The sequence below is a fragment of the Haloarcula sp. CBA1115 genome (genome assembly GCF_000827835.1).
Lineage (GTDB): Archaea > Halobacteriota > Halobacteria > Halobacteriales > Haloarculaceae > Haloarcula > Haloarcula hispanica.
Genome location: NZ_CP010529.1, coordinates 1,044,352 through 1,070,242, shown reverse-complemented (window position 1 = coordinate 1,070,242; position 25,891 = coordinate 1,044,352). Strand labels below are relative to the sequence as shown.

Annotated in this window: 28 protein-coding genes and 1 tRNA gene; 11 read left to right on the top strand and 18 right to left on the bottom strand. The window is 63.7% G+C overall.

Annotated features, from left to right (window positions below):
• Positions 1 to 155 precede the first annotated feature (155 nt).
• From SG26_RS05160 to SG26_RS05150, 3 genes are all read right to left on the bottom strand, one after another.
• Complete coding sequence (locus SG26_RS05160; protein ID WP_014041215.1) at positions 156 to 482, bottom strand: NifU family protein; 327 nt, start codon at positions 480 to 482, stop codon at positions 156 to 158.
• Between the two features lie 170 nt (positions 483 to 652).
• Entirely contained in the window at positions 653 to 1,075 is a 423-nt protein-coding gene (locus tag SG26_RS05155) for a metal-dependent transcriptional regulator (RefSeq protein ID WP_014041214.1), read from the bottom strand.
• A 694-nt stretch (positions 1,076 to 1,769) separates the two neighbouring features.
• The gene (locus SG26_RS05150; RefSeq protein ID WP_050037031.1) at positions 1,770 to 2,678 is read right to left on the bottom strand and encodes a serine/threonine-protein kinase RIO2; all 909 of its coding nucleotides are present in this window, start codon (positions 2,676 to 2,678) and stop codon (positions 1,770 to 1,772) included.
• Between the two features lie 661 nt (positions 2,679 to 3,339).
• Here SG26_RS05150 and SG26_RS05145 point away from each other — a divergent pair.
• The gene (locus tag SG26_RS05145; RefSeq protein ID WP_050037030.1) at positions 3,340 to 4,572 is read left to right on the top strand and encodes a DolP-mannose mannosyltransferase; all 1,233 of its coding nucleotides are present in this window, start codon (positions 3,340 to 3,342) and stop codon (positions 4,570 to 4,572) included.
• Between the two features lie 4 nt (positions 4,573 to 4,576).
• On the opposite strand, the gene SG26_RS05140 is transcribed toward SG26_RS05145, so the two are convergent.
• The 4 genes from SG26_RS05140 to SG26_RS05125 all read right to left on the bottom strand — a co-directional run bounded on the left by SG26_RS05140 (position 4,577) and on the right by SG26_RS05125 (position 8,507).
• Positions 4,577 to 5,761, bottom strand: coding sequence for an AI-2E family transporter (locus tag SG26_RS05140; RefSeq protein WP_050007077.1), 1,185 nt, complete (start codon positions 5,759 to 5,761; stop codon positions 4,577 to 4,579).
• Between the two features lie 103 nt (positions 5,762 to 5,864).
• Entirely contained in the window at positions 5,865 to 6,284 is a 420-nt protein-coding gene (locus tag SG26_RS05135) for a thioesterase family protein (protein ID WP_014041210.1), read from the bottom strand.
• Complete coding sequence (msrA, locus tag SG26_RS05130) at positions 6,281 to 6,805, bottom strand: peptide-methionine (S)-S-oxide reductase MsrA (RefSeq protein WP_023843406.1); 525 nt, start codon at positions 6,803 to 6,805, stop codon at positions 6,281 to 6,283. Before msrA ends, SG26_RS05135 begins: the two co-directional genes overlap by 4 nt.
• 64 nt (positions 6,806 to 6,869) lie before the next feature.
• Positions 6,870 to 8,507 carry an NADH-quinone oxidoreductase subunit D gene (locus tag SG26_RS05125; RefSeq protein ID WP_050037029.1) on the bottom strand — a complete coding sequence of 546 codons (1,638 nt, stop codon included), beginning with the start codon at positions 8,505 to 8,507 and terminating at the stop codon, positions 6,870 to 6,872.
• A gap of 88 nt (positions 8,508 to 8,595) precedes the next feature.
• On the opposite strand from SG26_RS05125, the gene SG26_RS05120 reads away from it, so the two are divergent.
• The 3 genes from SG26_RS05120 (at position 8,596) to SG26_RS05110 (ending at position 11,139) form a co-directional block, all read left to right on the top strand.
• Positions 8,596 to 9,273, top strand: coding sequence for a helix-turn-helix domain-containing protein (locus SG26_RS05120; protein WP_050037028.1), 678 nt, complete (start codon positions 8,596 to 8,598; stop codon positions 9,271 to 9,273).
• Between the two features lie 144 nt (positions 9,274 to 9,417).
• On the top strand, positions 9,418 to 9,894 hold the full coding sequence (locus SG26_RS05115; protein WP_050037027.1) for a cupin domain-containing protein: 477 nt from the start codon (positions 9,418 to 9,420) through the stop codon (positions 9,892 to 9,894).
• Positions 9,895 to 10,344: 450 nt separating this feature from the next.
• Entirely contained in the window at positions 10,345 to 11,139 is a 795-nt protein-coding gene (locus SG26_RS05110; protein WP_050037026.1) for a biotin/lipoate A/B protein ligase family protein, read from the top strand.
• A 75-nt stretch (positions 11,140 to 11,214) separates the two neighbouring features.
• Here SG26_RS05110 and SG26_RS05105 read toward each other — a convergent pair whose 3' ends face one another.
• Positions 11,215 to 11,964, bottom strand: coding sequence for a helix-turn-helix domain-containing protein (locus SG26_RS05105; RefSeq protein WP_014041204.1), 750 nt, complete (start codon positions 11,962 to 11,964; stop codon positions 11,215 to 11,217).
• Between the two features lie 241 nt (positions 11,965 to 12,205).
• On the opposite strand from SG26_RS05105, the gene SG26_RS05100 reads away from it, so the two are divergent.
• The 3 genes from SG26_RS05100 to SG26_RS05090 all read left to right on the top strand — a co-directional run bounded on the left by SG26_RS05100 (position 12,206) and on the right by SG26_RS05090 (position 14,368).
• A complete protein-coding gene (locus tag SG26_RS05100) occupies positions 12,206 to 12,520 on the top strand; it encodes a hypothetical protein (RefSeq protein WP_008308090.1) in 315 nt (104 codons plus the stop codon).
• Positions 12,521 to 12,639: 119 nt separating this feature from the next.
• Positions 12,640 to 13,473 carry a deoxyribonuclease IV gene (locus SG26_RS05095; RefSeq protein ID WP_050037025.1) on the top strand — a complete coding sequence of 278 codons (834 nt, stop codon included), beginning with the start codon at positions 12,640 to 12,642 and terminating at the stop codon, positions 13,471 to 13,473.
• 148 nt (positions 13,474 to 13,621) lie between these two features.
• Positions 13,622 to 14,368: a methyltransferase domain-containing protein gene (locus SG26_RS05090; protein WP_014041202.1), complete on the top strand. Its 747-nt coding sequence runs from the start codon at positions 13,622 to 13,624 to the stop codon at positions 14,366 to 14,368.
• Here SG26_RS05090 and SG26_RS05085 read toward each other — a convergent pair.
• The 6 genes from SG26_RS05085 to SG26_RS05065 form a co-directional block, all read right to left on the bottom strand.
• Entirely contained in the window at positions 14,346 to 14,936 is a 591-nt protein-coding gene (locus tag SG26_RS05085) for a hypothetical protein (RefSeq protein WP_014041201.1), read from the bottom strand. The two genes, SG26_RS05090 and SG26_RS05085, sit on opposite strands and share 23 nt — an antisense overlap.
• Positions 14,929 to 15,360 carry a CopD family protein gene (locus tag SG26_RS05080; protein ID WP_014041200.1) on the bottom strand — a complete coding sequence of 144 codons (432 nt, stop codon included), beginning with the start codon at positions 15,358 to 15,360 and terminating at the stop codon, positions 14,929 to 14,931. The genes SG26_RS05085 and SG26_RS05080 overlap by 8 nt, the downstream gene beginning before the upstream one ends.
• 39 nt (positions 15,361 to 15,399) lie before the next feature.
• Positions 15,400 to 16,230 carry a hypothetical protein gene (locus SG26_RS05075; RefSeq protein ID WP_050037024.1) on the bottom strand — a complete coding sequence of 277 codons (831 nt, stop codon included), beginning with the start codon at positions 16,228 to 16,230 and terminating at the stop codon, positions 15,400 to 15,402.
• A gap of 138 nt (positions 16,231 to 16,368) precedes the next feature.
• A complete protein-coding gene (locus SG26_RS21090; RefSeq protein WP_154020789.1) occupies positions 16,369 to 16,524 on the bottom strand; it encodes a hypothetical protein in 156 nt (51 codons plus the stop codon).
• 64 nt (positions 16,525 to 16,588) lie between these two features.
• Positions 16,589 to 17,239 carry a hypothetical protein gene (locus SG26_RS05070; protein WP_175055143.1) on the bottom strand — a complete coding sequence of 217 codons (651 nt, stop codon included), beginning with the start codon at positions 17,237 to 17,239 and terminating at the stop codon, positions 16,589 to 16,591.
• Between the two features lie 82 nt (positions 17,240 to 17,321).
• The gene (locus SG26_RS05065; protein WP_050037023.1) at positions 17,322 to 18,800 is read right to left on the bottom strand and encodes an NAD(P)/FAD-dependent oxidoreductase; all 1,479 of its coding nucleotides are present in this window, start codon (positions 18,798 to 18,800) and stop codon (positions 17,322 to 17,324) included.
• 170 nt (positions 18,801 to 18,970) lie between these two features.
• Between SG26_RS05065 and SG26_RS05060 the strand changes: the two genes are divergently transcribed.
• The 3 genes from SG26_RS05060 to SG26_RS05050 all read left to right on the top strand — a co-directional run bounded on the left by SG26_RS05060 (position 18,971) and on the right by SG26_RS05050 (position 21,868).
• Entirely contained in the window at positions 18,971 to 19,996 is a 1,026-nt protein-coding gene (locus SG26_RS05060) for a DUF2332 domain-containing protein (RefSeq protein ID WP_050037022.1), read from the top strand.
• Positions 19,997 to 20,086: 90 nt separating this feature from the next.
• A complete protein-coding gene (locus SG26_RS05055; RefSeq protein WP_050037021.1) occupies positions 20,087 to 20,785 on the top strand; it encodes an alpha/beta hydrolase in 699 nt (232 codons plus the stop codon).
• A gap of 87 nt (positions 20,786 to 20,872) precedes the next feature.
• Entirely contained in the window at positions 20,873 to 21,868 is a 996-nt protein-coding gene (locus SG26_RS05050) for a TIGR00269 family protein (protein WP_050037020.1), read from the top strand.
• 79 nt (positions 21,869 to 21,947) lie between these two features.
• Here the strand turns inward: SG26_RS05050 and ftsZ are convergent, their stop codons facing one another.
• From ftsZ to SG26_RS05035, 3 genes are all read right to left on the bottom strand, one after another.
• The gene (ftsZ, locus tag SG26_RS05045; RefSeq protein ID WP_005537569.1) at positions 21,948 to 23,186 is read right to left on the bottom strand and encodes a cell division protein FtsZ; all 1,239 of its coding nucleotides are present in this window, start codon (positions 23,184 to 23,186) and stop codon (positions 21,948 to 21,950) included.
• A gap of 2 nt (positions 23,187 to 23,188) precedes the next feature.
• Positions 23,189 to 23,365: a ribbon-helix-helix domain-containing protein gene (locus SG26_RS05040; RefSeq protein WP_004515010.1), complete on the bottom strand. Its 177-nt coding sequence runs from the start codon at positions 23,363 to 23,365 to the stop codon at positions 23,189 to 23,191.
• Between the two features lie 237 nt (positions 23,366 to 23,602).
• Positions 23,603 to 24,229, bottom strand: a complete 627-nt coding sequence (locus tag SG26_RS05035) for a zinc ribbon domain-containing protein (RefSeq protein WP_050037019.1) — start codon at positions 24,227 to 24,229, stop codon at positions 23,603 to 23,605.
• 266 nt (positions 24,230 to 24,495) lie between these two features.
• Between SG26_RS05035 and SG26_RS05030 the strand changes: the two genes are divergently transcribed.
• Positions 24,496 to 24,569 (top strand) — tRNA-Tyr (locus SG26_RS05030).
• Between the two features lie 137 nt (positions 24,570 to 24,706).
• Here SG26_RS05030 and SG26_RS05025 read toward each other — a convergent pair.
• Positions 24,707 to 25,888, bottom strand: a complete 1,182-nt coding sequence (locus SG26_RS05025) for an alanine--glyoxylate aminotransferase family protein (protein ID WP_050037018.1) — start codon at positions 25,886 to 25,888, stop codon at positions 24,707 to 24,709.
• Positions 25,889 to 25,891: the final 3 nt, after the last annotated feature.

Below are 25,891 nucleotides of genomic sequence, written 5' to 3'. Positions count from 1 at the left end.
GCAGATAGCTACCTGACTCCGTCCACACACTGACGGCAGCCCGACCGGTCAACCGATCTCTCCTCGACGGCGAACGCTGTCCGGTGTGAATAAAACCCAGTCCCGGTCAGTACCGGGCAAATGTCGACAGTTGCGATCCGGATACGAGCGGGCGCTCAGAACGGCGGGCTGTAATCCTCGTACTCGTCCATCTCCTCCATGTCGTCGGTCTTCGAGGGCATGACCGCGGCGCGCGGTCCGCCAGAGCGGACGACTTCGACGTCTTCGAGCCCGTCGACGCTCTTGGGGAGTCGCTGTTCGATTGCCTTCATCGTCATCGGAGCGATGCCACACCCCGAACACGCGCCGCCGATAGCGACGGTGGCTGTGCCTGCGCTTTCGTCGACCTCGCGGACCTCGAAGTTGCCGCCGTGTTGCTGGATCTGCGGGACGTTGTTGCTCAAGTAGTTACGCGTCTGTCGTTCGAGTCCTTCTGCGCTCATGACAGCTCTACCTACGCACCAACATATCATAAAACTGGTGTTTTTGGGGGGCCTAAAATATCATCTTTTAGGCCGCCAAAACCCAGAATCTTGGCAGGCCGAATTTTTACTATATCAATTCTATCAACTTTTCGCACGGCCTAAAATAGGTCTTGAACAGTACAGCCCCCTCACGCAGTGTCCCCATCGGAGGTCGTCGAGTCTGAATCGGTAACCCCCCGTGTACCCTCCGCCCCGGCGTCACAGGGGAGCGTAGCCGCCAACCGCTCGGCGACCATCGGACTGACCAGACCGGCCAGTTCCATCGCCTCCGTCTCGTGGTCGTCGAGATCTAGCACGCCTCGGAAGAACCACGAGACGGTCACGTACGTCTCGTGTAACTCTGTGGCTTCCTCGCGCCCCGATTCAGTTAGCGTCACCCCATCGTAGGGCTCGTAGGAGACGAGACCGTCTTCGGCAAGTCGTTGGCACATCTCCGTCACCGCCGCCGGAGACCGATCGAGCATCTCCCCCAACTCTCCCGGTGCGACTGGCGGGTCATCCCGGTGCTGTGCGATGTAGATCGCCAGCAAATACTCCGGTGCCGTTCTCATCGCTCCGCCGAATCCGCCCCATCCCCGCCGCTTGCTGCGGGCGTACTGGCCGTCGACTCCCCTGTCGACTGCTCACCGGTCCCGAAGACCACCGCGTAGGCCCAAGTCCACAGTCGAGCGCGCGACCGTTGCGGGCGTTTACCCATCGTTCGGTTCCCCCGATATCCCGCTACCGCTGTCGCCACTCATCAGGCAGACGCCCCCCAATAGTGTCGGCAGAGCACGGGCGGTCGAGCAACTGCTCGCCACTGGGACCTCGGGATATGGCCCGCGGTGCACGCCGCTACCCCGCGAAGGGTGCCGACGTCGTCCTCGACGATACGACACCGCTCGCCATCGAGTCCTCTGCGGGTCTCTCCCCGTTTGTGCCCCGCACGCAGTACCGTCGTCTGCCATATGTTTTAGGCCAACCTAATAATATAAAACGTCTGCGGTTTTTAGGACTGCCTAATCCAATCTGCGAAGTCGGTAAATGGAACAGTTGACTCCGCTGTCCGACGCAGCGAGTCCGTCGCGTGGCACTCAGCTTCGCTACCCGGAACACACCGCCTCTCTCACCGCTGTCTCGAATCGACCCGCTCAGTCGGTTTAACCATTTTCGTATCGCATTATATGGTTTATTCAGCCCGCGATCGGCCAAGCTCCGACTCGTCCGTGAACAGCCAACAGAAGGTGCATAGCGGCTAAAACGTCGCTACTCGGTAAAATCGGTAATAGAATCGAACGCGTCGGTCGCCAGCCGTTCGGCGACTGCGTCCCTGTCCACGTCGCTGATTTCCTGCGGGTATTTTCGTTCGAAGTAACTCACGATGTTCTCGACATCGCGAGTTAGCAGTTCCCTGGCGTTTTCGTGGTCGGTCGGGACGGCCTGGGGCCAGTCGAAGACGACGACGCCCTCGTTCGTGACGAAGACGTTGTACTCGCTCATGTCCGCGTGGACGTACCCCTCGCGGTAGGCCGTCTGCATCTCCTCGAGCACGAGATCCAGAATCGGCAGTACCTGTTCCGGTTCGAGTTTCGTTCGGGAGAGTTCGACGCCGTCTATCTTCTCCATGACAATCGCATGGCGGTTCGTGTCGATAGGCTGTGGGACTGATACGTCCGGATACAGCGTTTCGAGGGCATCGTACTCCCGTTCGGCGGCCTTCCGGGCGGTGTAGAGCCAGGAGACGTGGTCGCGGTCGGCGGTGTACTCCCGCTCTTTCATCACTTCGCGGAAATTGGTGTACCCTTCGCGGTGGTATTTCAGCGCTACCGGTTTGTACGACTGAGCCTCGTACACGTCGCTTTCCTTGCCGACACCCAGCGGCGACCCAACTCCTTCGATAGTGTCGCGCTCGGCAAAGGTGTGCAGCGCAAGCGTGTCGTACCCCTCGAACGTGAGTTTGAACCCCTCGTACTGGATGGTCTTGCGCTCGACCAGCCCCCGGTCCGCACACCGGTCGAGCCGGTAGTCGACGTCCTCCGTCGTCAGCCGGGAGAATTCGGTCAACTTCTCGCGGGCGACGTACTCCGAGAACCGCATCCCCTGTTCGACGCCAGAGAGCAGATGGAAGTCCTCGGGTTCCAGCTCCGCCATCACTGAAGCCACGTTCTGGACCATTAGGGTTCTCTACTGGGCCAACTGGTAAAAGGCCGACGCGTTCGGCGGATGGCATCAATAAATTAGCATTCGCTATACAAAACCCTGTCTCGGCCTCGTCGCTGTTCGGTTTGCAATCGGGCTGATATGGGTATCTAGCTACTCCGATACGGACCTGATTTCGGTGTTTCGCGCCCAACAGCGTCTGAGACAATGTCCTGCCGAGTAGGAATACTTTAACCCACATGAGTACAGGTTCACATAGTAGTATTATCGGTCGGGTATCACCGCTGTATTACGTCTCTGTAGCTCAAATCACGACTGAGGACTCGTGAACGCTGGCTCTGACCGGTTGCAGGCTTCCTTTATATGAACGGTGTCTGAAAGGGGTTGCGAGCTACACATCAATCTACAAATACAATCCTAACTTCGGTAGCAGTATATGTAATGCGAACAGTAGCTGCCTTTGGCTACTGAATATATTCTAAATTAGTCTATACTTTTGGTCACCTGAACACAAACAGCCCGTGTGAGCAGACGAAACAAAGATCAACTCAGAGATCTGCTTCGCTCGCTTGCCCTCCATCCCCACGATAGACGACTCGCGTTTCCGGTACTGTTTGCCGTCGGCACGCAACTGTACTTTTTCGTGACAATCACACTCGATTCCACTCGACCGCCTATGGCACCCGACGCTGGTATCTTCCAGCACCTCGGCTGGTATTTGACACGCGGAGGGCGGTTGTACGTCGACGCCTGGGAACCGAAGTTGCCGCTGTCCTACGAGACGACCGGGATACTGGCATTGCTGTCCGGTGGCGATATGTACCGACTCCACCTCCTCAGCGTGGTGCTGATGAGCGGTGCGGTGTGTGCAATCGTCGGACTCGTCGTGATACTGGTCTATGACATCACTGGCGATGATATCGCTGCGCTGCTGGCTGGCCTGTCGATGTTCCTGTTGCCGGGGTTTGCCGTCCGGCCGGCGTATGGGTTCAAAGCGAAATATCTCCTCGTTCTCTGTGGATTACTGGCGATATATCTGTACACGCGTGGCTACCCGGCACTGAGCGGCGTGGCTGCGGCAGCCAGTGTTGGATACTGGCAGGCTGGGGCCATCTTCCCGCTGATCGTGGTCGGTCTAGCGATCCAACGGCGCGACACGCGGGCGCTTGAGCGTGTCGTCACCGGCGGTCTCGGCTTTACCGTCGTCATGTTGCTGCCGGTGTTTCTCCTCTGGCATTCAGCCTCGGAGATGGTCGTTCAGGTTCTCCTCGTACCGTTACAAACGGAGGAACACGCGTCGTTGCTCGCTCGGTTCGTCGCCGGTGTCGTCCACTTTAAATGGGCGTCACCGTTCGTCTTGCTTGGCGGGCTCGGCCTCGCTCATACCGCTCGATGCTGTTTCACAGACACTGACGGCGTTGCCGGGCGCACCGAATGGTGGATTCCGGTCGGCGCAGCGTGGTTCGCGTTTCTGATACTGTTCGTCGATTTCGAAACAGGCGGCTACACCGACCTCATTCCGGGGCTCGCGTTCGTCGCAATCGGTATCGGCATGATCGCAACGGTGCTTCGCGACCGACAACAGGCGCAGAATCTCGGCGTCGTCCTTGCGCTGGTCCTCGTCGTGAACGTCGCCTTCCTCGGTAGCGTCGGCGTCGTCTTCACACCCGTCGAGACGCCGGGACCGGTGCCGATGTCGGACCTCGAAACCCACGACCTTCCAGCGGCCTATGACGAGGCCGAACCAGTACCCGACGTCCGATACATCTACTGGCAACAGATCGAGCCGTCGACGTGTCACTACCGGCTCTCGCTGATGGAACTGCGGTGGCTCGACCGAGTCGACTCGTCGGTAGACAGTCGGTGTCTCGACTTCGGGACCGCCAGAGCCCGACTCGGGAACGGATAGCCCGTTACGACTCCGCGGAGTCGTAGTCGGAGAGCGACGTTTGCGTCGTTTCGACTGAGCCCGTGATGATGTAGGGAACGAGAATCCGGAAGAACTGGGCGGCAAGGACCAGCAGAATCGGGCCAAGGAAGATGCCGTAGAATCCGAACACGATCGGTCCGAAGATGTACGCGAACATCAACAGGCCAATGTGGGTCAGGTCGCCGCTGACGTACGGCCGAATCAGGAAATCCGGGATGGTGTCGACGACGACCAGCGTGACTGCGAGGAAGAGAACGACCCAAGCCAGGGCCGCCGTTTGTCCCGTGACGACAGCGGAGATCGCAAGCAGTGCAGCGACGGGCAGGTAGACGATTTTCATTCCGACGACAGGAACGAGGCTCCCGATGCCGGTGAGTGCGCCGACGAGTGGTGCAAACGGAATCTGCACTGAGCCGGGAGCGACCAGATTGTACAGCGAGAACACGAAAATCCCGATTACACCAGTCACCAGTGCGTTCAGGATGTTCCCGAAGAGAATCGAGGACAGTTCCTCGTCGACTGCTGCCGCGTACTCCCTGAGGACGCCCGACCCGTCGAAGGTGTCGAGGAACCAGCCGACGAGGCGCGGTCCGTCGGTAAGCAGGTAGTACGTTCCAGCGAACACGATGAACACGCGCAGCAGTAGCGCCGTAAGCATGCTCACGGAGCCGATGAGCGTATCGGATATTTGCCCCAGCCACGACTGGACTGTCGCGTTTCGCAACAGGTCGATCACCTCAGCCGGTCCCATTGCCAGCAAATCGGTGAAGCCGAGGTCGGCGAGCGGCCCCGGCAGTGAACCACCCTGGAGATCCTGGAACTGCGCGAGGTACGCCGCGCCCAAGCCGCCCTCGCCGAAGAACGCCTGTAATTCGGGGACAATGAGGACGAGCGTGTAGCCGACCAGAACCACGAACGGCAGGAGAAAGAAGAAGATCGTGGCCGCCGCGTGGACCTGCTTCTGGTAGGGGACGGCTCGATTCAGGAACGAATCGGGCAGCGGAAGCCGCCCGAGCCGTCGATAGATCGGTCGGCTGGCGTAGTACAGGAAGACGGTAAACACGAGCGTCGGGAGGAACTGGGACAGGACGAACCCGACCACGAGGAGGAGTGCTACGCCTGCGAGGGCAAAGAGGGCGCGCCGTCCGAGGTCGGTACTATATTCCATATGTTTTCAATACAACATCTCGATGAAAAATAAAACCACCGGTCGGCTCGATGATTTCTAGCGTGGCGGAACGAAATGGGCGGCGTCACGCTATCGGCTGTGGCTACAGCCCCTCGAACTCCGTGATCGCCTCCCGCCAGTCTTCGGGGATCGGACGCGAGGATTCCGTGTCGCGATCGTACGTGACGACAGTCGTTTCCCCGGTCGCAGCCACACCGTCCTCGGTCCGGACCTCGTACTCGAAGGGGAAGCTCTTCCCGCCCAGACGGGGCACCCGGACGGCAACGGCGACGGAGTCACTGATCCGGACCGGCTGGATGTAATCGATTTCGAGGTTCGCGATGACCATGCCGGTGCCCGACTCGCTGCCCGAGAGCAGCGCTTCGCCACAGTCGACCACGTCGTGCAGGTAGTCGATGCGAGCCTCCTCGAAGTAGGTCGCGTATGTCGCGTTGTTGACGTGGCCGTACGTGTCGATGTCCGTGTACCGGACCTCGACTTCCGTCGTGTACTCGAAGCTCATGCCAGCAGTTCCGCGTGTTTCTCTTTGAGCTTCTCGATTTTCGGCGGGATGGTCAACTGACAGTAACTCTGGTCCGGATTCTTCTCGAAGTAGTCTTGATGGTACTTTTCCGCGGGATAGAACGTCTCCAGCGGCTCGACTTCGGTGACGATGTCGCTGTCGTAGCCCGGCTCTATCTCCTCGATGAGGGCTTCGACGGTTTCGCGCTGGGCCTCGTCGTGGTAGAACACGGCCGAGCGGTACTGCGTGCCGACGTCGTTGCCCTCCCGGTCTTTCGTCGTCGGGGTGTGCGTCGTGAAGTGGACCGCGAGCAGGTCCTCGTAGCTCACCTCGTCCGGATCGAAAGTGAGCTGGACGCACTCGGCGTGGCCCGTTTCCCCGCGGCAGACCGCCTCGTAGCTGGGGTCGGCGACGTGGCCGCCGGCGTAGCCCGAGACCACATCGGTCACGCCGTCGACCTGCTTGAACACCGATTCCGTACACCAGAAGCAACCGCCCGCGAATGTCGCTTGTTCAGTCATCACCGGACGTACGTGCCCGGCGTACAAAACTCACTGGCTGTGTTCGTCCCAGACGGACATCGGCCTACCGGTCGACCTCGCCCATGATAGTGTCCAGACTACCGATCGTCGCCACGAGGTCGGGGATGTACTCGCCGCGTGCCATCTCGGACAGCGCCTGGACGTGCGAGAAGGAGGGACCGCGGATCTTGAACCGGGCTGGCGTCTCCGTCCCGTCCGAACGGATGTAGATGCCGAGTTCGCCCTTGGCGGCCTCGACGGCGCGGTAAATCTCGGCGTCGGGATCGGGCCGGAGCGTGCGGGGGACGTTCGCCTGTATCTCGCGGTCGTCCTCGGGCCAGTCCTCCAGCAGGTCGACACACTGTTGGATAATCTTCGCGGACTCCTCTACTTCGCGCAGGCGCACGAGCAGGCGCGAGAAGTTGTCGCCGCCCTGCTCGGTGACGACCGACCAGTCGAGTTCGTCGTAGTAGCCGTAGGGGTCGTCCCGCCGGAGGTCGTAGTCGACGCCCGAGGCTCGGGCGACCGGCCCGGTACAGCCATAGGCCTTCGCGGTCTCGGCCGGGAGGTGGCCCGTGTCAACCGTTCGCAGTTGGAGGATTTCGTTGCTGGTGAGCATGTCGTGGTACTCCGTGAGCTTGTGCGGCAGGTCGTCGAGGAACGCGCGTATCTTCTCGAAGAACGCCTCGCGGGGCTCGGGCAGGTCCCAGGCGACGCCGCCCAGCCGCAGGTAGTTGAACATCAGCCGCTGGCCGGTGAGGTCCTCAAGGATGTCCTGCACGAGCTCGCGGTCCCGGACCCCCCACTGGAAGGTGGCGGTGAACTCCCCGACCACGTCCAGCGCGTAGGTCGCGACCGCAAGCATGTGCGAGAGAATTCGCGAGAGTTCGCCGCCCATCGTCCGGATGACCTGGGCATACGCCGGCACCTCGATGTCGGCGAGGTCTTCGGCCGTGCGGGCGTAGGCCCACTCGTTCAACAGCCCGGCCCCGCCCCAGTCCCAACGGTCCGGGTAGGGCATGATCTGGTGGCGGTAGGCCCCCTGCTGGCACATCTGTTCCTCACAGCGGTGGATGTAGCCGATGTCTGGGTCGACGGCCGCCACCTGCTCACCGTCGAGCTGGACGTTCAGGTGGAGAACGCCGTGCGTCGAGGGATGGTGTGGCCCCATGTTGAGGTGCATCGTCTCCGGCCCCTCACGGCGGTCTTCGAGCAGGCGCTCGTGCTCCCGGAAGGAGACGATCTGTGGCTGGTCCTGATTGTAGTCCCGGCTCAGTGGGTGGCCCTGCCAAGTCTCGGGCAGGAGAATGCGCCGGAGGTCCGGATGGTCCTCGTACTCGATGCCGACCAGGTCGTAGGCCTCCCGCTCGTGCCACGCCGCCGTCGGGTACACGGGTGCGGCTGACTCGCTGCTCGGCGACTCCCTGGGTGTCGGAACGACGACCGAGAGTTCCTGTGTCGGGTCGGCGTAGCGTCGCAGGTGATAGATCGTCTCGAACCGGTCGGCGTACTCCTGGGCTGTGACGCAGGCGCAGTGGTCCAGACCGGCCTCGGTTCGAAGCGTCGAGAGGACGGTCTGGACCTCGTCAGCACGGATGACAGCAGCCGGGGCGTTCTCGTGGCGTTCGGTGGAAAGGACGTGGTCGGCGATCGGCTCGATAAGCGGATGGACATCGTCGGTTCGGTGGACTGTCTGGGCCATCTCCGTGACCGTGCGTTCGGCGTTTGCGTCCCTCGACCTGTCCCCTCATGCCCGAGGTTATTTTAAATACCTCTCGGAACAGTCAGGTATGAAGTACGTCACGCTCTCGCTGTGGATGGCCCCTGAGGTCCGCCACTCGATGCACCAGTTCGTCGTTGAGCACGACGGCTACGAGGCGAGCTATCTCCTCCGGGGCAACGACATCGGTTCCGACCTCCAGACGCTGCTGTTTCACGTCGACGGCTTCCCGCCGGAGCCCTACCGAGCGGCGCTGGAACAGGCCGAAACCGTCCGGGAATATGCTATCTCGACGTGTCCCGACGAGACGTTCTTCCTCTACGTACAGGATTCGCCGTCGGCGACCGGTCACGACCTCGTCGACGCCCTCACGCGGGCCGGTCTAGTCATCGTCTCGCCGGTCGCCTACCACGCCGATGGCACGGTCGGACTCACGCTGGTCGGTCCGGGCGGGACGGTCCAGCAGGCAGTCGAGACGGTGCCAGACGGCGTCTCCGTCGACGTTCGGGAGGTGGGGGAGTACGACAGCCGGCGGCTCGACACCGGCGCGGCGCTCACCGACCGGCAGTTCGAGGCCGTCGCCGCCGCCGTCGACTGTGGGTACTACGGCGACACTCGCGAAGGCGGCGTCGACGATGTCGCCGATGAACTCGGCTGTGCACCCGGAACTGCCGCTGAACACCTCCGGAAAGCTGAGGCCCGCGTGATGGCTGACATACTCGAACAGCGTCCCGCATCGACGGCGTAGTCCGCTCTGCCCGGGAACTGTCGGAGCGGTTGCCTACCGTATGCTGTCCCGAAAAACTATAAACTCCGGAACAGTGCCTTCTAATGCTGGATTGCGAACGCATCACAGGGGCCAGCGGTAGCCCGACTCAGGACAACACCGACCATGAACACAGTAACTATCGACGACGTACCGGTCGAACGGAACCCGATGCAGGTACACGACATCCGCAAGCCCGTTTCCCGGAAACTCGGGACCGAGCATTTCGCGGCGAACTACTTCGAACTCGAACCCGGTGACTCCTTCTCGGGAAGCCTCCACCGCCACCACGACCAAGAAGAGGTGTTCTACATCGAACAGGGACAGACCACCTTCGAGGTCGGCCTCGACCGCGAGGAAGTCGATGTTTCGGGCGGCGAACTCATTCGCTTCGAGCCCGGCGAGTTTCAGGAAGGGTACAACTCCGGCGACGAGCGCGTCATCGGCTGGGCCTTTGGCGCGCCCGGTGCAACTCACGACTGGGACGAGCTAGAATCGAGAGCGCACTGCCCGGAGTGCGACGAAGAAACGACCCAGAGCGTCGCCCTCGCCGAGGGTCGGTTCGAACTGACCTGTACCGACTGCGGGAACGTCCAGGGCTAGGACCCACTTCTGTCGCTCTCGTGACTGGTAACAGGTGTTTGTACAGCCAGAAAGCCCCCGCTCGCTCGACTCCTGCGACTCGCTGCGCGCTTCCTCGCTCCTCAACGTCGCTCGTCAGTGCTTGCATCGCCTCGAACGTCGAGCGAGCGGCCCCTTTCAGTCCCACCCGTAGCCGGTTGGACAAAGAATGCTGGGCGGGACTGAAAGGGGCGTTGTCGGCGCTGTGCGCCGACTGCTCGGGAGACCGCAGGTCTCCCGGTGGGCGGCTGGACGAAGGCGGGCGATGTAAGCACCACAGGAACGACCGGAGGGTGTGACAAGGAGCGCAGCGAGCCCCCCGAGTTCAGCCGGCCGGGGCTTTCTGGCTCTTTGCATAAACAACGACCCCGTCAGTCATTCCACCCGTTGCTAGCCCGCAATTCATATCGCATCGCGTCACGAAGCCCAGGTATGTCACTGGCCGACCTGGAGTGGCGCGTCATCGGCGAGGAAACACGACCCGGACCGATGACGATGGCACTGGAAGCGGCCGCTGCCGAAACCGTCGCGGCTGGCGGTCCGGCAACGGTGCGGGTGTACACCTGGCCCGATACGCTGTCGCTGGGCTACGGACAGGACCCAGACACGATCGACTGGGCGTTCTGCGAGCGCGAGGATATTGGGGTAACACGACGACCCACCGGTGGCGGCGCAATTTATCACGACAGCGTGGCGGACATCTCGTACGGCATCATCGCGCCGGCCGACGCCGTGCCGGGCGATCTGATGGCGTGTTACGAGCAGTTCTGTGAGCCCGTTTTGGACGCGTTCGAGCGCATGGGCGTCGACGCGTCGTTTGCCGACGACGAGCGGTCGGCGGTCCACCAGCCGGCCTGTTACCTGCGGCAACTCCATCCGGCCCACGATATCGTCGGCCCCGACGGCCGCAAACTCAGCGGGAACGCGCAGTACCGCCAGAAGGACGCCGTCATCCAGCACGGTTCCCTGTCCGTCTCGCTGCGCCCCGACCGCCACTGCGGCTGTTTCACCGCCGACCCCGACTCGGAGCGGTTCACCGAACGTGTCGGGGCGATAGACGAGTACGCCGATATCGACCGCGCCGAAGCCGTCGAGACGCTCCGCTCGACGCTGGCCGAGTGGGTCGACGCGACCGAGGGCTCGTGGACGGATGACGAACTCTTACGCGCACGCGAGCACGCGGGGGATAAATTCGACGCAGACGAGTGGATTCGCCGGTCGCCCTGACGCTGGCGGTGCGGTCCGGCGATGACGGCCGTGCCGGGCCACCACGAGCCGCGTCCTACCCTGAAAGATCGCCCTTCAGAGTGTTTCTTCGACAAACTGCGAGATAAGGCGGTCCTCGGCAGTCCGGAGCTGGTACTGCACGGTCGACCGGGGCTCGTCCAGTATCGATGCGAGGTCCTTGACCGAGACTTCCCGCGGCCGCTCGTAGTAGCCGTGGGTCACGGCGGCCTTCAGCACCCGCCACTGTTGGGGCGAGAAGTTCGTCGCGACCCGTTCGGTGGCCTTCCAGTTTCCAGCACTGGTGATGTGAGACACCGAGAGTGTGACGCCATCGCGGAGGCTCGATTCGATTCTGTCGTACACCTCGCCGATGGGGTTCGACCCCGGATAGAGGACGCGCCAGCGGTACTCGTCGCCAGTCCGCCGGGATTCGAAGATAGCCCCGTCACTGACGTGTCGGTGCAGGAAACTCGGCAGCGACTGACAGCCGCTGATTTCGCGACGCAACGTGTACACCGTCCGCGACGTTTCCCCGCGGTCCAGCATATGGTAGGTTCGCGTCGTATCACAGCTCACGACGTCGAAACACTCGTTACAGCGGTCTTCGTCCAGAAAGACCTCGTCGAACGCACTCAGGGCCTCGGGCGTCCCCTTCGCGTGGTCCAGCCGCCACATATGGTCGTCACCGACGAAGATGGCCGAGGACCACACAGAGAGACTTTCGTGCTGCCGGAACACGTCCATCAGGCTATCGGCTCCCGCGTCGAACTGCAAGACGAACTCGAACTCGCGTGTTTCATTTACTGCGGCCTGTGATTCGGTCATTTGGCTATTACTAACTTATCGAGACCGGTATAAGTCGATTACCAGTCGACTGAAGACGCTCAAAACTAGATAGTTGGCTATTGATAAGAATATGCTCGACAGCGAGGTCACCGATGTCGGCGCGGTGGTCGATTTATCGTGACCCTCACGCCTGCAATGACGGGCTACGAGGGCGGACTGTCCAACGTTCCTGACAACAGAGCTACGTCACCGTTTTGTGGCAACCCGGCCAAGCAGTGGCATGGTCTCGTCCCCCGCTGATGACGACGCTGCCGACACCTCCGCCGACCCTCAGGCAGCCGACGGCAGCGCCGCAACGCTTTCCGAGGAAGAACTGTACGCGGTTGTTCGGGTGGCTACCGAGGACGCAGTGCTTGGCGCGCTCGGCACGCTCATGTTGGTCGGTATCGGCATCGTACTGGCCTCTTGGGGCGCAGCGTTACTAATGTCAGCAACGCCGCTTCCAGCGGCTATCGGCGTGGTTCTCGTCCTGTTCGGTGCATACCTCGCGCTATCGAGCCTCCGCATGATCCCGCCCGTTCGCGAGTGGGTCTGAGGCGGTCGGGTATCCCTGTTCCCCGGTCTGTCGTCCCGCCCCGGCGAAATCCGGACACGAGCTATAACCGACCGTGGCACTCCGGAACCTCTTTTGTCGGGCATCACCGACCGGTGTGCATGGTACGAGTCGGGGCGCACACCTCTATCGCCGGCGGCGTCTACAACGCCGTCGAGGAACAGGTCGAGTACAGCGGCAACTGCGGGCAGATATTCTCCCATTCGCCACAGGTCTGGCAGGACCCGAACATCGACGACGACGAAGCCGAGCAGTTCCGCGACCTCGCAGCCGACCACGGCGTCGGCCCGTGGGTCATCCACTCGTCGTATCTGGTCAACCTCTGTACGCCCAAAGACGACCTCCGCGAGAAGTCCCTCGATTCGATGCAAAAGGAGGTCGACGCCGCCGCGAAGCTGGGCATCGAGTACGTCAACGTCCACCTCGGCGCTCACACCGGCGCGGGCGTCGACGGCGGCCTGGACAACGCCGCGAGCGTGCTGGACGACCTCGACATCCCCGAGGGCGTCACCGTGCTGGTCGAGTCCGACGCCGGTAGCGGGACGAAACTCGGCGGCCAGTTCGAGCATCTCGCGACGGTTCGGGAGCGCACCGACCAGGACATCGAGTTCTGTCTCGACACGGCCCACATGTTCGCCGCGGGCTACGACCTCTCGACGCCCGGGGCCGTCGACGAGACGCTCGCGGAGTTCGACGAGGTCGTCGGCTTCGAGGACCTCGCCTGCGTTCACCTCAACGACTCGAAACACGAGTGCGGGACGAACAAGGACGAACACGCCCACATCGGCGAGGGCCACATCGGCGAGGACGGCATGCACGCGTTCGTCAATCACGACGCCATCCGCGACGTGCCGCTGGTGCTCGAGACGCCGACCGAGAACGGCAAGAGTTTCGCCTGGAACATCGAGCGCGTCACGGAACTCCGCGGCGAATAGACGTCGCTATCGAGCGCGGCGTATCCGAGCTTCTCGACTCTGTGGGGAAGTTCGAGCGCGTTCGACCGCGGTACTTTTGGGGGCGACTCGACTCTGAGGAACTGTGCGCAGGTTCTCCGCCGACTACCTCGAAACCACCCGCAGGGGGATGTGGGCCGACTCCCGCGAGGCGCTCTCGGACCTGCAGTTAGGCGAGTGCGAGCGCGTCCTCGACGTGGGCTGTGGGACCGGTGAACTGACCCGTGTCCTCCGCGAGGAGACCGACGGAACGGTCGTCGGCCTCGACGCTGATACGGATCTGCTGGCCGCCGCCGGCGACCCGACCGTCTGCGGCGACGCGACGCGGCTCCCCTTTGCCGGCGACAGCTTCGACCTGGTGGTGTGTCAGGCGCTGCTCATCAACCTCCCTGACCCCGAGGTCGCGGTTCGGGAGTTCGCCCGCGTCGCCACCGACCGGGTGGCCGCCATCGAGCCGAACAACGCCGCCGTCACCGTCGAGTCGACCGTCGACGCGGAGCCGACACTGGCCCGCCGCGCTCGCCGGCTGTTCCTCGATGGCGTGCGGACGGACGTCACTCTCGGGAGCGACGCCGCCGACGTGTTCCGCGACGCGGGGTTGTCCGTCGTCTCGACGACGCAGTACGACCAGGAGCAGCGCATCGAGCCGCCCTACGACGACGCGGCGATGCAGGCGGCCCAGCGGAAAGCCACTGGAACCGGACTGGCACACAACCGCGAGACGATTCTCAACGGCGATGCGACGCCCGCCGAGTACGACGCGCTCCGCGAGCGCTGGCGGTCGATGGGCCGGGACGTAATCGAGCAGATGCAAGCGGAGGCCTACGAACGCCGCGAGACGGTCCCGTTCTTCGTTACCGTCGGCGAGGTTCAGTGACCTGCTCGTTCTCGGCTTCAGGGAGGAAATAGCCCGCCAGTCTGTAGACTGCGCCGTCCAGCAGGCTGGCGACCAGTCCGACGACGCCGCCGACGACAGCGGCGACACCGGCCCCGATGAGCAAGACAAGCAGCACCGCCTGCAGTCGGACCCCGCCGCTCTGTAGCGTCGGCACGAGTGCCACCGCGAACAGACCCAGCAGGAACGCGACGCCGGTGGCACAGCCGGCCGCAACTCCGTGGAGGACGAGCGTGCTGACTCCTGCCGAGTCAAGCGCCACCCGGCCGTGAACCCATCGGACCGCCAGGACGAACAGCGCCCAGAGGTAGCAGAAGACGGCCACGCCGACGAGGGTGTTCAGCCCGGCAAGCAGGTCGGCGAGGCCGCCGCTCGCGTGGGCGGCGAGGACGCCGAGCAGGACGAACAGGGCGGTGTCGAAGGTCGCGAGCGTCCACGTCACGAGCGATACCCGTCGCGCGTCGGCCCGTTCCGCGGTGTACGCTGGCTCGGTCTCGGTCCCGGTCGCTATCTCGCTTTCACCTCTCCGCTCACGCTGGTCCTCAGCCATGCGCGAGTACCTCCGCGAGGACGACGATGCTCAGGAGGACGGCCGCTGTCGCGCCGTAGGCCCGCGAAAGCGTTCGCCGAAGGGCTGGGGACAGGTCACCGGATGTTGCCTCGCGGTCGCTGGCTTGAACGAGGAGGAGCGTCCGGACGACCGACCCGACGACGAGGGCGACGACGACGATGAGTTTCGCCAGCAGGGTTCGTCCCCAATCGGTTCCGGGTCCTGGCGGCCCGAGCGTGCCGAGGTTGCCGACGCCGGTGAACACGAGCACGCCGACGCCGGCCCAGAACAGCCACTCGAACTGTCGCGCGGGCGCGAGCGAAGCGATAGCGCCGCTCCGATAGCTGTACCAGAGGAGGGTCGTGCCGCCGACGAGGACCGCCATCGCGAGGACGTGGAGGGTTCGAATCGGGAGGGCTGCCATAGCTGTCGCTTCACCGGCAGGTCGCAAAGAATCAGGGGGTCACTCCGACCGGTCGACTGTCACTACGTCCTCGCCCGTCGCCACGTTGTACCGTGTCGACGGGTCGACGGTCAGGCTGACGACGCCGCTGTCGAGTGCGTCCGGGCGCTCGAACCTGACGACCGTCGACCGGGCGGTGAAATCGCTGGTGTAGACACAGGGCTGTGTGTAACAGCCGAACGCGTGGATGCCGTCCGCCGTCTCCTCGATGCGTTTCAGGTGGGGGAGAATCGACCCTGACCCCCAGCCGGTCTGGACGACGAGCACGGCGTGGCTCTCGAAGTCGGTGTCGGCGGCGAGACTGTAGGCGTCACCCCTGTCGTTTTCGAACCGTTCGATGTCGTCCGCATCCGTCAGCAGCGTCGCGTAGAGCTGGTCGTCGGTGTTGTCTTCGACGAACTCCAGCCCTTCGTCGGCAAACAGCGTCCCTCGCGTCGACGCCTGCTCGAACGACAGCGACGGCTCGGCCGGCATGTTTGCACAGAGATACAGCGGGTCGCGGTCGCCCTCGCCGGAGTCGTCGATGTTGCATTCGATGTCCTCGATTTCGTACGGCGGCGTATCGACCCGGTCCAGGTCGCCGGGCAGCCTGTTCGGCGTGTCCGTCGGCGTTTCGTCGTCGGTTTCGGTATCGGTGGCTTCGTCCTCCGTCTCGGTGTCGGTGGCTCCGTCGTCGGTCTCGGTGTCGGGAGCAGTTCCCGGCGACGGATGCGTGCGTGTTTCCGTGCCGCCGTCCCCACTGCCGTTCCCGCCCGGCGCGAGACAGCCGCTCAGGGCACCCATCGCCATGCCACCGACCAGTCCCAGGGTCGCTCGTCGCGTCCGTTGCATACGATTCCCTTCCCGTGGTGTGGGTGTATTCCTTCTGTTCGCTCAAAACCGCGTTGTAGTTGTCATGGGCTGTGTTCGCGCCCAGCGGTTCCGCGCGGGGCGATGGCACCCGCCGATAGACCCTTGCGGGGCGAGCAGCTACGGACGACACGTACCGATTCGCGTCTCCACATGATACCACCGCTCGTCCGCCGCTGTCCGGAGTGCCGACACGTTACCTGGAGCCGCCGGTTCGCTGCCGTCGACGACGGCGAGCGCGGCTCGGGGCTCGTCGAATGTCCCGCCTGCGGACATCGATTCTCGACGGTCGCCGCGCCCTGGCTGCAGTAATCGGCCTACCAAAGCCGGCGGCGACCGCCTACACCACGTCGCCCCGAACCGTCGCTCCCTCCTGCTGTGCCCGGTACTCTTTGACCGCGTCGGCGGCGTCGCCGGCCTCCGTCTCGTCCATCCCGAGCATCGACAGCGACTGGGTCAGCGTCGGGAAGACGAACTCGTTGTCACGGAGCTTCTGGAACGCCTCCGGCGACCGTTCGCCGTCGAGCCACAGGCAGGCCCCGCGCGGGTCCAGAATCTGCTCGTAGTCGTTTCGCATCTTCGCCCCCTTGAGCCGCTGGGTGACGTTGTCCTCGAAGGAGGCGTTACACACTTCCAGATGGACCGGCTCGTCGTCGTTCAGGAGGTGGGCGGCGAGGCACTTTTCGGGCGCGGCGTGGCCGTTGGCGTTCGCGCGGATGTACTCGGGATGCTCGTCGGCCCACGCGGCGCGGACGGTCTTGCCGACGCCGTCGACGCCGTGACTGCGCTGGAACTCCTCGGCGCGCTCCGGCGCGTCCTTGAACAGGATGTCCTTGGTGACGTACACGTCCAGTCGCTCGACCGGGTCCAGCCCGAGCGCCACGTCGCCGTACACCCACACCTCCCGGACCGGGACCGGCATCGTCTCCGCTTCGACCGTCGTGACGATCTCCTCGACGCGCTCGACTGCCTCCGGACGGTCCATACTCATTGTCCCCTCTACCGGTCGGGCGGCCTAAACGCTGACTCTCCGCGCCCGTCGCGTTGCGGCTCGCCATGCCACCTTGTGATGCTCACCGACGAACGTGATCGGCCGCGATTTTGCTCCCTTTGACGCAGGCGACGGTGCCAAGCCCCGGCCAGGTGGTGTCGCCCGCGAGGTAGAACCCCTCGATACCGATGTTCTGTGGCACAGCCCCCTGGTTCGCGTTTGCCCGCGTCTGCTTGTACCCGCCGACAGCCCCGCGGGGTCGCTTCGTGAACTGCTCGTAGGTGACCGGCGTCGCCACCTCGGAGACGACCGGGTCGGTCCCGAGGTCGGGATAGACGGTCCGGCCGCCCGCCAACAGTTGCTCGCGAGCGGCCGCCTTCTGTTCCCCGTAGGCCGCCTCGTCAAGGCCTTGCCACGGCTCGACTGCACAGTGGGTGGATAGCATGACTGCCCGGTGCCTTGCCGGTGCGCTCACGTCGTCACCCGGCGCGGAGACGGAGACGAACATGTTGTTCCCGTTGCCCAGCGGCTCGTCGTAGGCCTGCAGAATTTGGTGGTGCGTCCGCTCGCGGCTGTCGACCTCGGCTGCCGGGACACCGAGAAACAGCACGAGTGCGCTCCCCTCGTGGGCTTGCAGCATCGAACAGTAGTCGTCGAGTCTGTCGCCGACGACCGTCGGTGCGAGGCTTCTGGTAACGGGAACTGGGACAGTGCTGACGACCTGGTCTGCGTGGACCGGACCAGCCGCCGAGTCCACGCGAAAGCCGCTGTTGGAGCCGGTCACCGCAGTCACGGTTCGACCGGTCTCGACTCGCCCGCCGATGTCCGTGTACTGGTCGACGAAGGACTCCCAGAAGCCGTACATCCCGCCGGTCGCCCGGCCCAGCCCTGTCCGACGGATCGTCATTCCAAGGACGGCGTTTAACAGCGGCGCGTCGTCGAGCGTGGCATGGACCGTATCCTCGACGAGCATCGAGACGACTGCTCGGAGCGGTCGGTCGTCGTACACGCCGTGGGCGCGCATCGCGTCGGCCATCGTCCAGCGGAGATATCTGGCCAGCGGCAGGTCCCGAAGGCCGACCGCACTGGCGTTCCGAACGAGATCGCCGACACTCTGTATCGGCATCTTGACGTCTGTTCTGGTGAGTCGCCAGAGCCGCGCCGAGAGATCGTCGATGAAGTCGTAGAACGCGAGATGTCGCCTGTCGTCGCCGAGTTTCGTACGCCGCTCGGCGTCCCAGTCCGTCTGGTCGCGGTACAGCGTCACTGTCCGGTCCGGCAGCCAGACGTCGTAGGCGTCCTGTCTCTCCATTGGTGGGGATTCGAAGCCGACAGTCGACAACAGCTGGCCGCCGACACCCCCCGTGACGAAATCCACGAGTGTCGTCGCGCCGACATCGAACCGGAACCCCGCCCGCTCGTAGTAGCCCGCACAACCACCGACGCTGTGGTGCTGTTCGAGAACGACCGTCGAGTAGCCGTCTGCCTGCAATCGTGCGGCCGTGCTCATACCGGCGACACCGCCTCCGATGACGGCCACGTCCGCGGATTCAGTTCCCATGACGCCCCACCTGTGAGAGTATCCCGTACCCACTCGTCGCGGTGAGGACTGTGACTCGTCCGAGTTCGTTTTGCCGGCACAGACTCATTGGCCCAGCTACATGTGTGACGGTCTAAATAGTATCTACCGGGAGCCGAACACTCATCTGCCAGTGCGGTGTCTCCGCCGTTATGTCATCCCTCCAGACGCAGTTCCGGGATCTGGCGACGTGGGCCGCGGACTCCTCCCCGCTGTACGCCCATCTCTGCCGCGAGGCGGCTGAAGACAGCGATATCCTCGACATCGCAGCGACCGTTCCCGAAAGTCGCCAGGCCCCGCATCTCCTGCTGGCTGCGGTGCAGTACCTGCTCGACCGGCATCCCAACCACCGGCTGGCCGAGTACTACCCGAGCATTACCCAGACGGCACACGACCCCGATGACGGGTGCTTCCCAGCGTTCCGCGAGTTCTGTCTCGACCGTGCCGACGATATCCGACCGCTCCTGCGGACCCGGCGCACGCAGACGAACGCAGTGCGGCGTAGCGCGGTCCTCTATCCGGCTATTGCACGGGTGGCCCGCGCCGCTGACGGGCCGCTTGCGCTGGTGGAGCTCGGGCCAAGCGCCGGCCTGAACCTGCTGTTCGACCGCTACCGCTACGATTACGACGGTTGCGTAGTGGGTAACAGCGACTCGCCGGTCACCATCGGGAGCAGCGTCCGACGTGGCGACCCGCCGCTTCCGGACACACCCCCCGAAATACACTCCCGGGTTGGCATCGACCGCAATCCGCTCGACGTGACCGACGAGGCCGACAGGGACTGGCTCCGCGCGCTCGTCTGGCCCGAACACGGGGCGCGGCGCGCCGTTTTAGACGGTGCGCTGACGGTTGCACGCGACGACCCACCCGAGCTTATCGAGGGCGACATGCTCGATGACCTGCCGCCGGTCCTCGACGAGATTCCGTCCGACGTCCCGGTCTGTGTCGTCAACACGCTCGTGCTGTATCAGGTCCCGGCGGAACTGAGCGAGGCGCTGACGGCGTTGCTCGAAGCGCAAATGGCCGAGCGCCAGCTGCACTGGCTCACCGGTCAGCGGGACCTGTCGGGCGGCGAGTCGGTGAGGCTGGACTGGAGGCGCTGGACTGATGACGGCATCGAAACGACACGTCTCGTCGACTACGAGCCACACGGGGCGTGGCTATCGTGGCGGCCCTGAGCGCACCAACTGGCTACCCACGCCGGCAACACGACGGGCGGCTGTCAGGCGTTCACCCGGGCTTATGTCTCCGCCGCGGGAACGTCGCGTATGCAGATTCGCGTGTACGACGAGGGGGCTGCCCGCGACTGCCTGCTCGTCCTCGGGTGGGGGAACCGCTGCCGACACCGGAACGTCCAGTGGCTCGTCGACCAGCTTGCGGCGGCATACCGCGTCCACGCCGTCGAACTGCCGACACACATCACCGACTACCGGCGGGAGTGGGTCGGTCCGGTTCAGGAGTACGCCGCCGACCTCGGCAGGTTCGACCTGCTGGGCCACAGCGCGGGCGGGCTGACAGCGGCCCACATCGACGCCGATGGCATCGGCAATCGAGTGTACCTGAGCCCCTGGTGGGACAGTGACTTTCCGGTTCCGGGGCCGGTACTCGACGCTATCGCATCGCTCCCGATTACGAAACCGTTCATCCCTATCGATACCTTGGACGCCGATGCTATCGGCGACCTGGCGACGGCCCAGCAACTCGCGGAGGCTCCGTCGTCGGTTTCGCCCGCCTTCCTTCGGACGGTGTTTCGTGCCCAGCGGTCGCTGCCGCCGGCCCGGGACGCCGCCGCGGCGTTTTGCTCGCTCACGGACACAGTCGTTGACCCGCGTGCCGTCGGCGAGCGCCTGCCGGCCGACCGCATCCGGCTGTACGACGGCGGCCACGAACTGTTCTCGTCGAGCGGCCGCGAGGACACCGTCGAGATGGTCCTCGACGCGTTACAGCACGGCCCCGACACGCTGTGAGTGTGGCTGTGATCGATTCGGTACGACCTGGCCTGTCGTGGCCGAGACGAAACCCTCTCACCATTGCGGCCACGACTACTCGTCACGATGGAGTGCGACAAATGCGGCGAGAACGCGGTGTTACATGCGGCCTATTCCGGGCTTCACCTCTGTGAGTCTCATCTCTGCCGAGCGGTCACGAAACGGGTCCGCCGTCGCATCCGCGAGGACGGGCTCGTGTCCGACGACGCCACAGTCGAAGACCCCGAGACATGGGTAATTGGCCTTTCGGGCGGCAAAGACAGCGTCGTTCTCACGCAGATTCTGCACGACACGTTCGCCGAGGACCCCCGCATCGAACTGGTCGCCCTTTCTATTCACGAGGGCATCGAGGGATACCGCGACGCGAGTTTGGAGGCCTGCGAGGAACTGACCGACGACCTCGGCATCGAACACGTCACCGTCTCCTATGCCGAGGAGTTCGGCGTCCAGATGGACGACGTCGTCGAGGACGACCCCGAGGGGATGGCCGCCTGCGCCTACTGTGGTGTGTTCCGCCGTGACCTCCTCTCGAAGTACGCGGACGAACTCGACGCGGACAAACTGCTGACCGGCCACAACCTCGACGACGAGGCCGAGACGGCACTGATGAACTTCCTCGAAGGCGATATCTCACAGATCGCCAAGCATTTCGAAGCGTCGCTGGGACCGTTCGACTCGTCCGCCGACGCACCGACGGAGCAGACGCGTGAGGCGCAAGACCACCACATCCCACGGGCCAAGCCGCTCCGTGACATCCCGGAGAAGGAAGTCGCGCTGTACGCCCGGTTCGAAGATCTCCCGGCGCACATCACCGAATGTCCCCACGCCGAGGAGGCTTACCGCGGCGAGATACAGGAGCTCATGCTTGGCCTCGAAGAGAACCACCCCGGAACCCGCCACTCGATTATGGCCGGCTACGAAAAACTCGCCGCGTTAGCCGCCGACACCTACGGCGGCGAGAACAGCGACACCGACTACGGCGAGTGCGACAACTGCGGCGCACCGACGGCGCGGGACCTCTGCCGGAAGTGCAATCTGCTGGACGCGCTGGAAGCGGTCTGACCGAAGTCCGTCTGTCAGACACCGCTGAGTAAAGGCGTCGCTCACGACCGAGAAACCGAAAGAAGAACCGCGGACGTCGCTACTTGTTCGTCCGGATGACGTCGAGTCCGTTGTTCTTCTCGCGCTGGTCCTGCCCGCCGTCGGTCTCGCTGTAGCCGGTGGTTCGACCGCCGCTGTTCTGACTCCCGCTGTTCGGGGCGGGGCTGTCGAAGCTTTCGACGTTGTCGGACGCGTCGAAGGACGTGTCGTCACCGACTTCCTGAATTGCTTCGCGGGACTTGTTGGCCTGCTTCTGGGTCGTCGGGCCGAGTACCTGGGCGGACTGGACGCCGGTCATGATGGCCATGACTCGCACCTTGCCCTTGTACTCTTCCTGAATCCGCGCGCCCCAGATGACGTTGGCGTCGGCCTCGAGCCGCTCGGTGATGTTCTGTGCGATGCCCTCGGCCTCCTTCAGCGTGAGGTCCGGGCCGCCAGTGATGTGGACCAGGCCACCGCTCGCACCGCGGTAGTCGACGTCAAGCAGCGGATGGTTCATCGCGTCCTTGACGACCTCCTCGGTCTTGTTCTTGTCCTGGGTCTCGCCGACCAGCATCACCGCGACGCCGCCCTGATTCATGATGGATGTCATGTCGGCGTAGTCGAGGTTGATGAGGCTCGGCTGGGTGATGGTCTCGGAGATGCCCTTGACGGTCTCGGCGATGATCTGGTCCATCACGGAGAACGCCTTGCCGATTGGCAGGTTCGGGACGTAATCGAGCAGGCGGTTGTTGTCCAGCACGATGATGGAGTCCGCCTCGTTGCGGAGCTTCTCCAGGCCTTCCTCGGCCTTGACCGTCCGCGCTCGCTCGACGTTGAACGGCGTCGACACCATGCCGACGACGATTGCGCCCTGTTCCTTGGCAATCTTCGAGACGACCGGGGCCGCGCCAGTCCCCGTGCCGCCACCCATGCCGGCGGTGACGAACACGAGGTCAGCGTCGCCCAGCACTTCCTTGATAGTCCCCTGTGCCATCTCCGTCGCGCGCTCGCCCATCGATGGGTCACCGCCGGCCCCGAGGCCGTTGGTGAGGGACTTGCCGACCAGAATCTTCGTGTCGGCTTCGATCATCTTGAGGTGCTGTTTGTCCGTGTTGATGGCCACGGTGTCAGCGCCCTCGACGCCGATGTTGTACAGGCGGTTGACCGTGTTGTTGCCGGCGCCACCACAGCCGACGATGACGATGCGCGGGTCTCCGAACCCGTCGACGTCCTCGTCGGACATCTTCTTCTTTTCTTGCTCGTCGCGTTCGAGGGCCTCGTTGACGATATCCTGCATCGTTACACCTTGGCCCAGGACCGCTTCTTTTCGGAGGCCTGTTCGGAGCCTTCTTCGGCGAGCATCTCCCGAACCGCCGAGCGAATCGCTTCGCTCCGATTGGGGTACTCGCCCGTCTCGACCATTTGTTCGACCTCTTCAATCTGCTGCTTCGGAATCCGTAGTGTCACACGCTCCATGTTTGGTAGTTTCCCCTTGGGTAAGACGGCCCGGACGGGACCTGTTTACGCCCCGCACGAGTGTTTACACAGCGAAACCGCAGTACGAGGGCGGCATCCCCTCGCGTTCGTCGCTGTGTAAGACGACCGTCTTACGCAGAATAAACCACTGACCCTGATGTATTAAAACTTACGGGCAGTGTCATACACTTTCCCGTTTACGGCGTCTGAGCGCGTCTATCGCGTGCAAACGCTGGTTTAGGTCTGGTCGAGGACATCCGCCGCAGGCGTTCGTCTCCCACAACCCGGGCAGAATCCCCAGTCCGACCGGAGTTCATCGCCGCAGTCACAGAACACCCGGCGGGACGCTTTCTCACCGCAGTTCGGGCAGTAAACGTGGTCAGAACCCAAGTTTTCACCACATTGCGCACACGTCTTACGTTCTTCCGTCTCGGCTCTGTCCCGTGTTTCCGCTTCTGTCTTACGCCCGCTCGTATCAGACGTTTGACTTTCGTCGTGGGACCGTCCGCTCTCGGTGCTTTCCCCTCGGCCGCCGGCGCGCTGTTGCTCGGTTTCGGCGCTCGCTGCCCCCGCGCTTACGCCGTCTAACGAGATGTTTACGTTGACATCCTGCGGTTGCGAGCGCGGTTGTCGCGTTTGCAGCCGGTCGGCGATGATACTGTCGACGCGGTCTTCGATGAGCTCGTCGATCGTCTCGGCGTCGGTCACGGACTCCGACGCCGCCGACGGTGGTTCCGACGCTGACGGTGACGCGTCTCCGAGATACTCCCGGAGTGCTTCGCGCATGACCTCGCTCTTCGAGGCGTCGAATGCCTCGAGTTGGTCGATGAGGTCGTCGTCAGCACGGAACGTTATCTTACTCATCGGGCTCGATGAGGGTATTATACAGGCTGGTATTTTAATCTTCCCGCGCTGTCTGACGCCCGTCAGCTACCGGCATGACGCGATACATCTCTGTTCGGTCGGACACCGTTCGTAGACCGTTTCGGTCCGCCTATCGGAAGATCGGAAGCGGGGTCAGACGTGTCTGACACCAGCCGGTGTGTCACTCCGCGTCGTGTGACCGTTCGGCGCACCCTCTACGAATAACAATCCTTAAGTCTGGACGGCGGGGTATTTTCGGGTGTCGACCGCCCTTAGCTCAGACTGGTAGAGCAGTCGACTGTAGATCGACTTGTCCCCCGTTCAAATCGGGGAGGGCGGACTTGGTTTTCAGTCGGTGTCGAGTGACTGTGAACAGGACTTGGTCTGTCGCATGACTTCGGACAACGGCGCTACGTGAGACAACCCTGTTCCAGCAGATCCGTGAAATAAAATCGTCGGGGACGGCTCAGTACAGCGTCAGAACCGCTCGCTCATCGCCGCCAGCCCAGCGTCCACGTCCACGGTCGCGCCCTGCTCTCCGAGCGCGTTGCCCAGTGCCGTCAGCAGGTAGCTGACGTTCTGCCGTCGGGCCGAATGGCCCATGCAGCCGATCCGCCAGATGTCGCCTGCCAGTGCGCCCAGACCGCTGGCGATTTCGAGGTCGTACTCGTCCAGCAGGTGCTGGATGACTGCGCCGTCGTCGACGCCGTCGGGCACGCGGACGGTGTTCAGGCTCGGGAGCCAGAAGTCGTCGGGGGCGTTCATCTCAAGTCCCATGCCCTCGACGCCGGCTTTCAGCGCGCCAGCGACGCGCAGGTGGCGGTCCCAGCGTTCTTCGATGCCTTCCTCGGCGACGAGGCGAAGCGCCTCACGGAGCGCATACACGTTCGTAATCGGGGCCGTGTGATGGTAGGCGCGTTCCTCGCCCCAGTACCCTTCCAGCAGCGAGATGTCCAGGTACCAAGAGCGGGCCTCTGACTCGCGGGAGAGGACCTTGTCCATCGCGTCGTCGTTGAGCGTGAGCGGGCTCGCGCCCGGCGGACAGGAGAGGCACTTCTGCGGGCCGGAGTAGGCCACGTCGATGCCCCACTCGTCGACGCGGAGTTCGACGCCGCCCAGCGAGGTCACGCTGTCGGCGATGACCAGCGCGTCGTTCGCGTGGGCGATATCAGTGAGTTCGGGCACGGACGGCTGGAGGACGCCGGTGCTGGTCTCGGCGTGGACGAACCCGAACACGTCCGGACTGTGTTCGTCGAATGCCGCTTCGACCGCCGCCGGGTCGAGCGGCTGGCCCCAGGGGGCGTCGACGGTGACGACGTCGCCGCCCGCGCGCTCGGCCATGCTTGCCATCCGGTCGCCGAAGTAACCGTTCGTCGGGACGAGCATCGTATCGCCCGGTTCAACGACGTTGCCGATGGCGGCCTCCATCGCCGCGGAGCCGGTCCCGGAGACCGGAATCGTCCACTTGTTGTCCGTTCGGAACGTGTACCGGAGGAGGTCCTGGACCTCGTCCATGATCTCGATGAACGAGGGATCGAGGTGGCCGACCAGCGGCGTGCTCATCGCCTTGAGTACGCGCGGGTGGACGTCGCTCGGGCCGGGACCCATCAGTGTTCGATCCGGTGGTGTCAACTCACCGACAGCTGGTGCCTCATCCATACC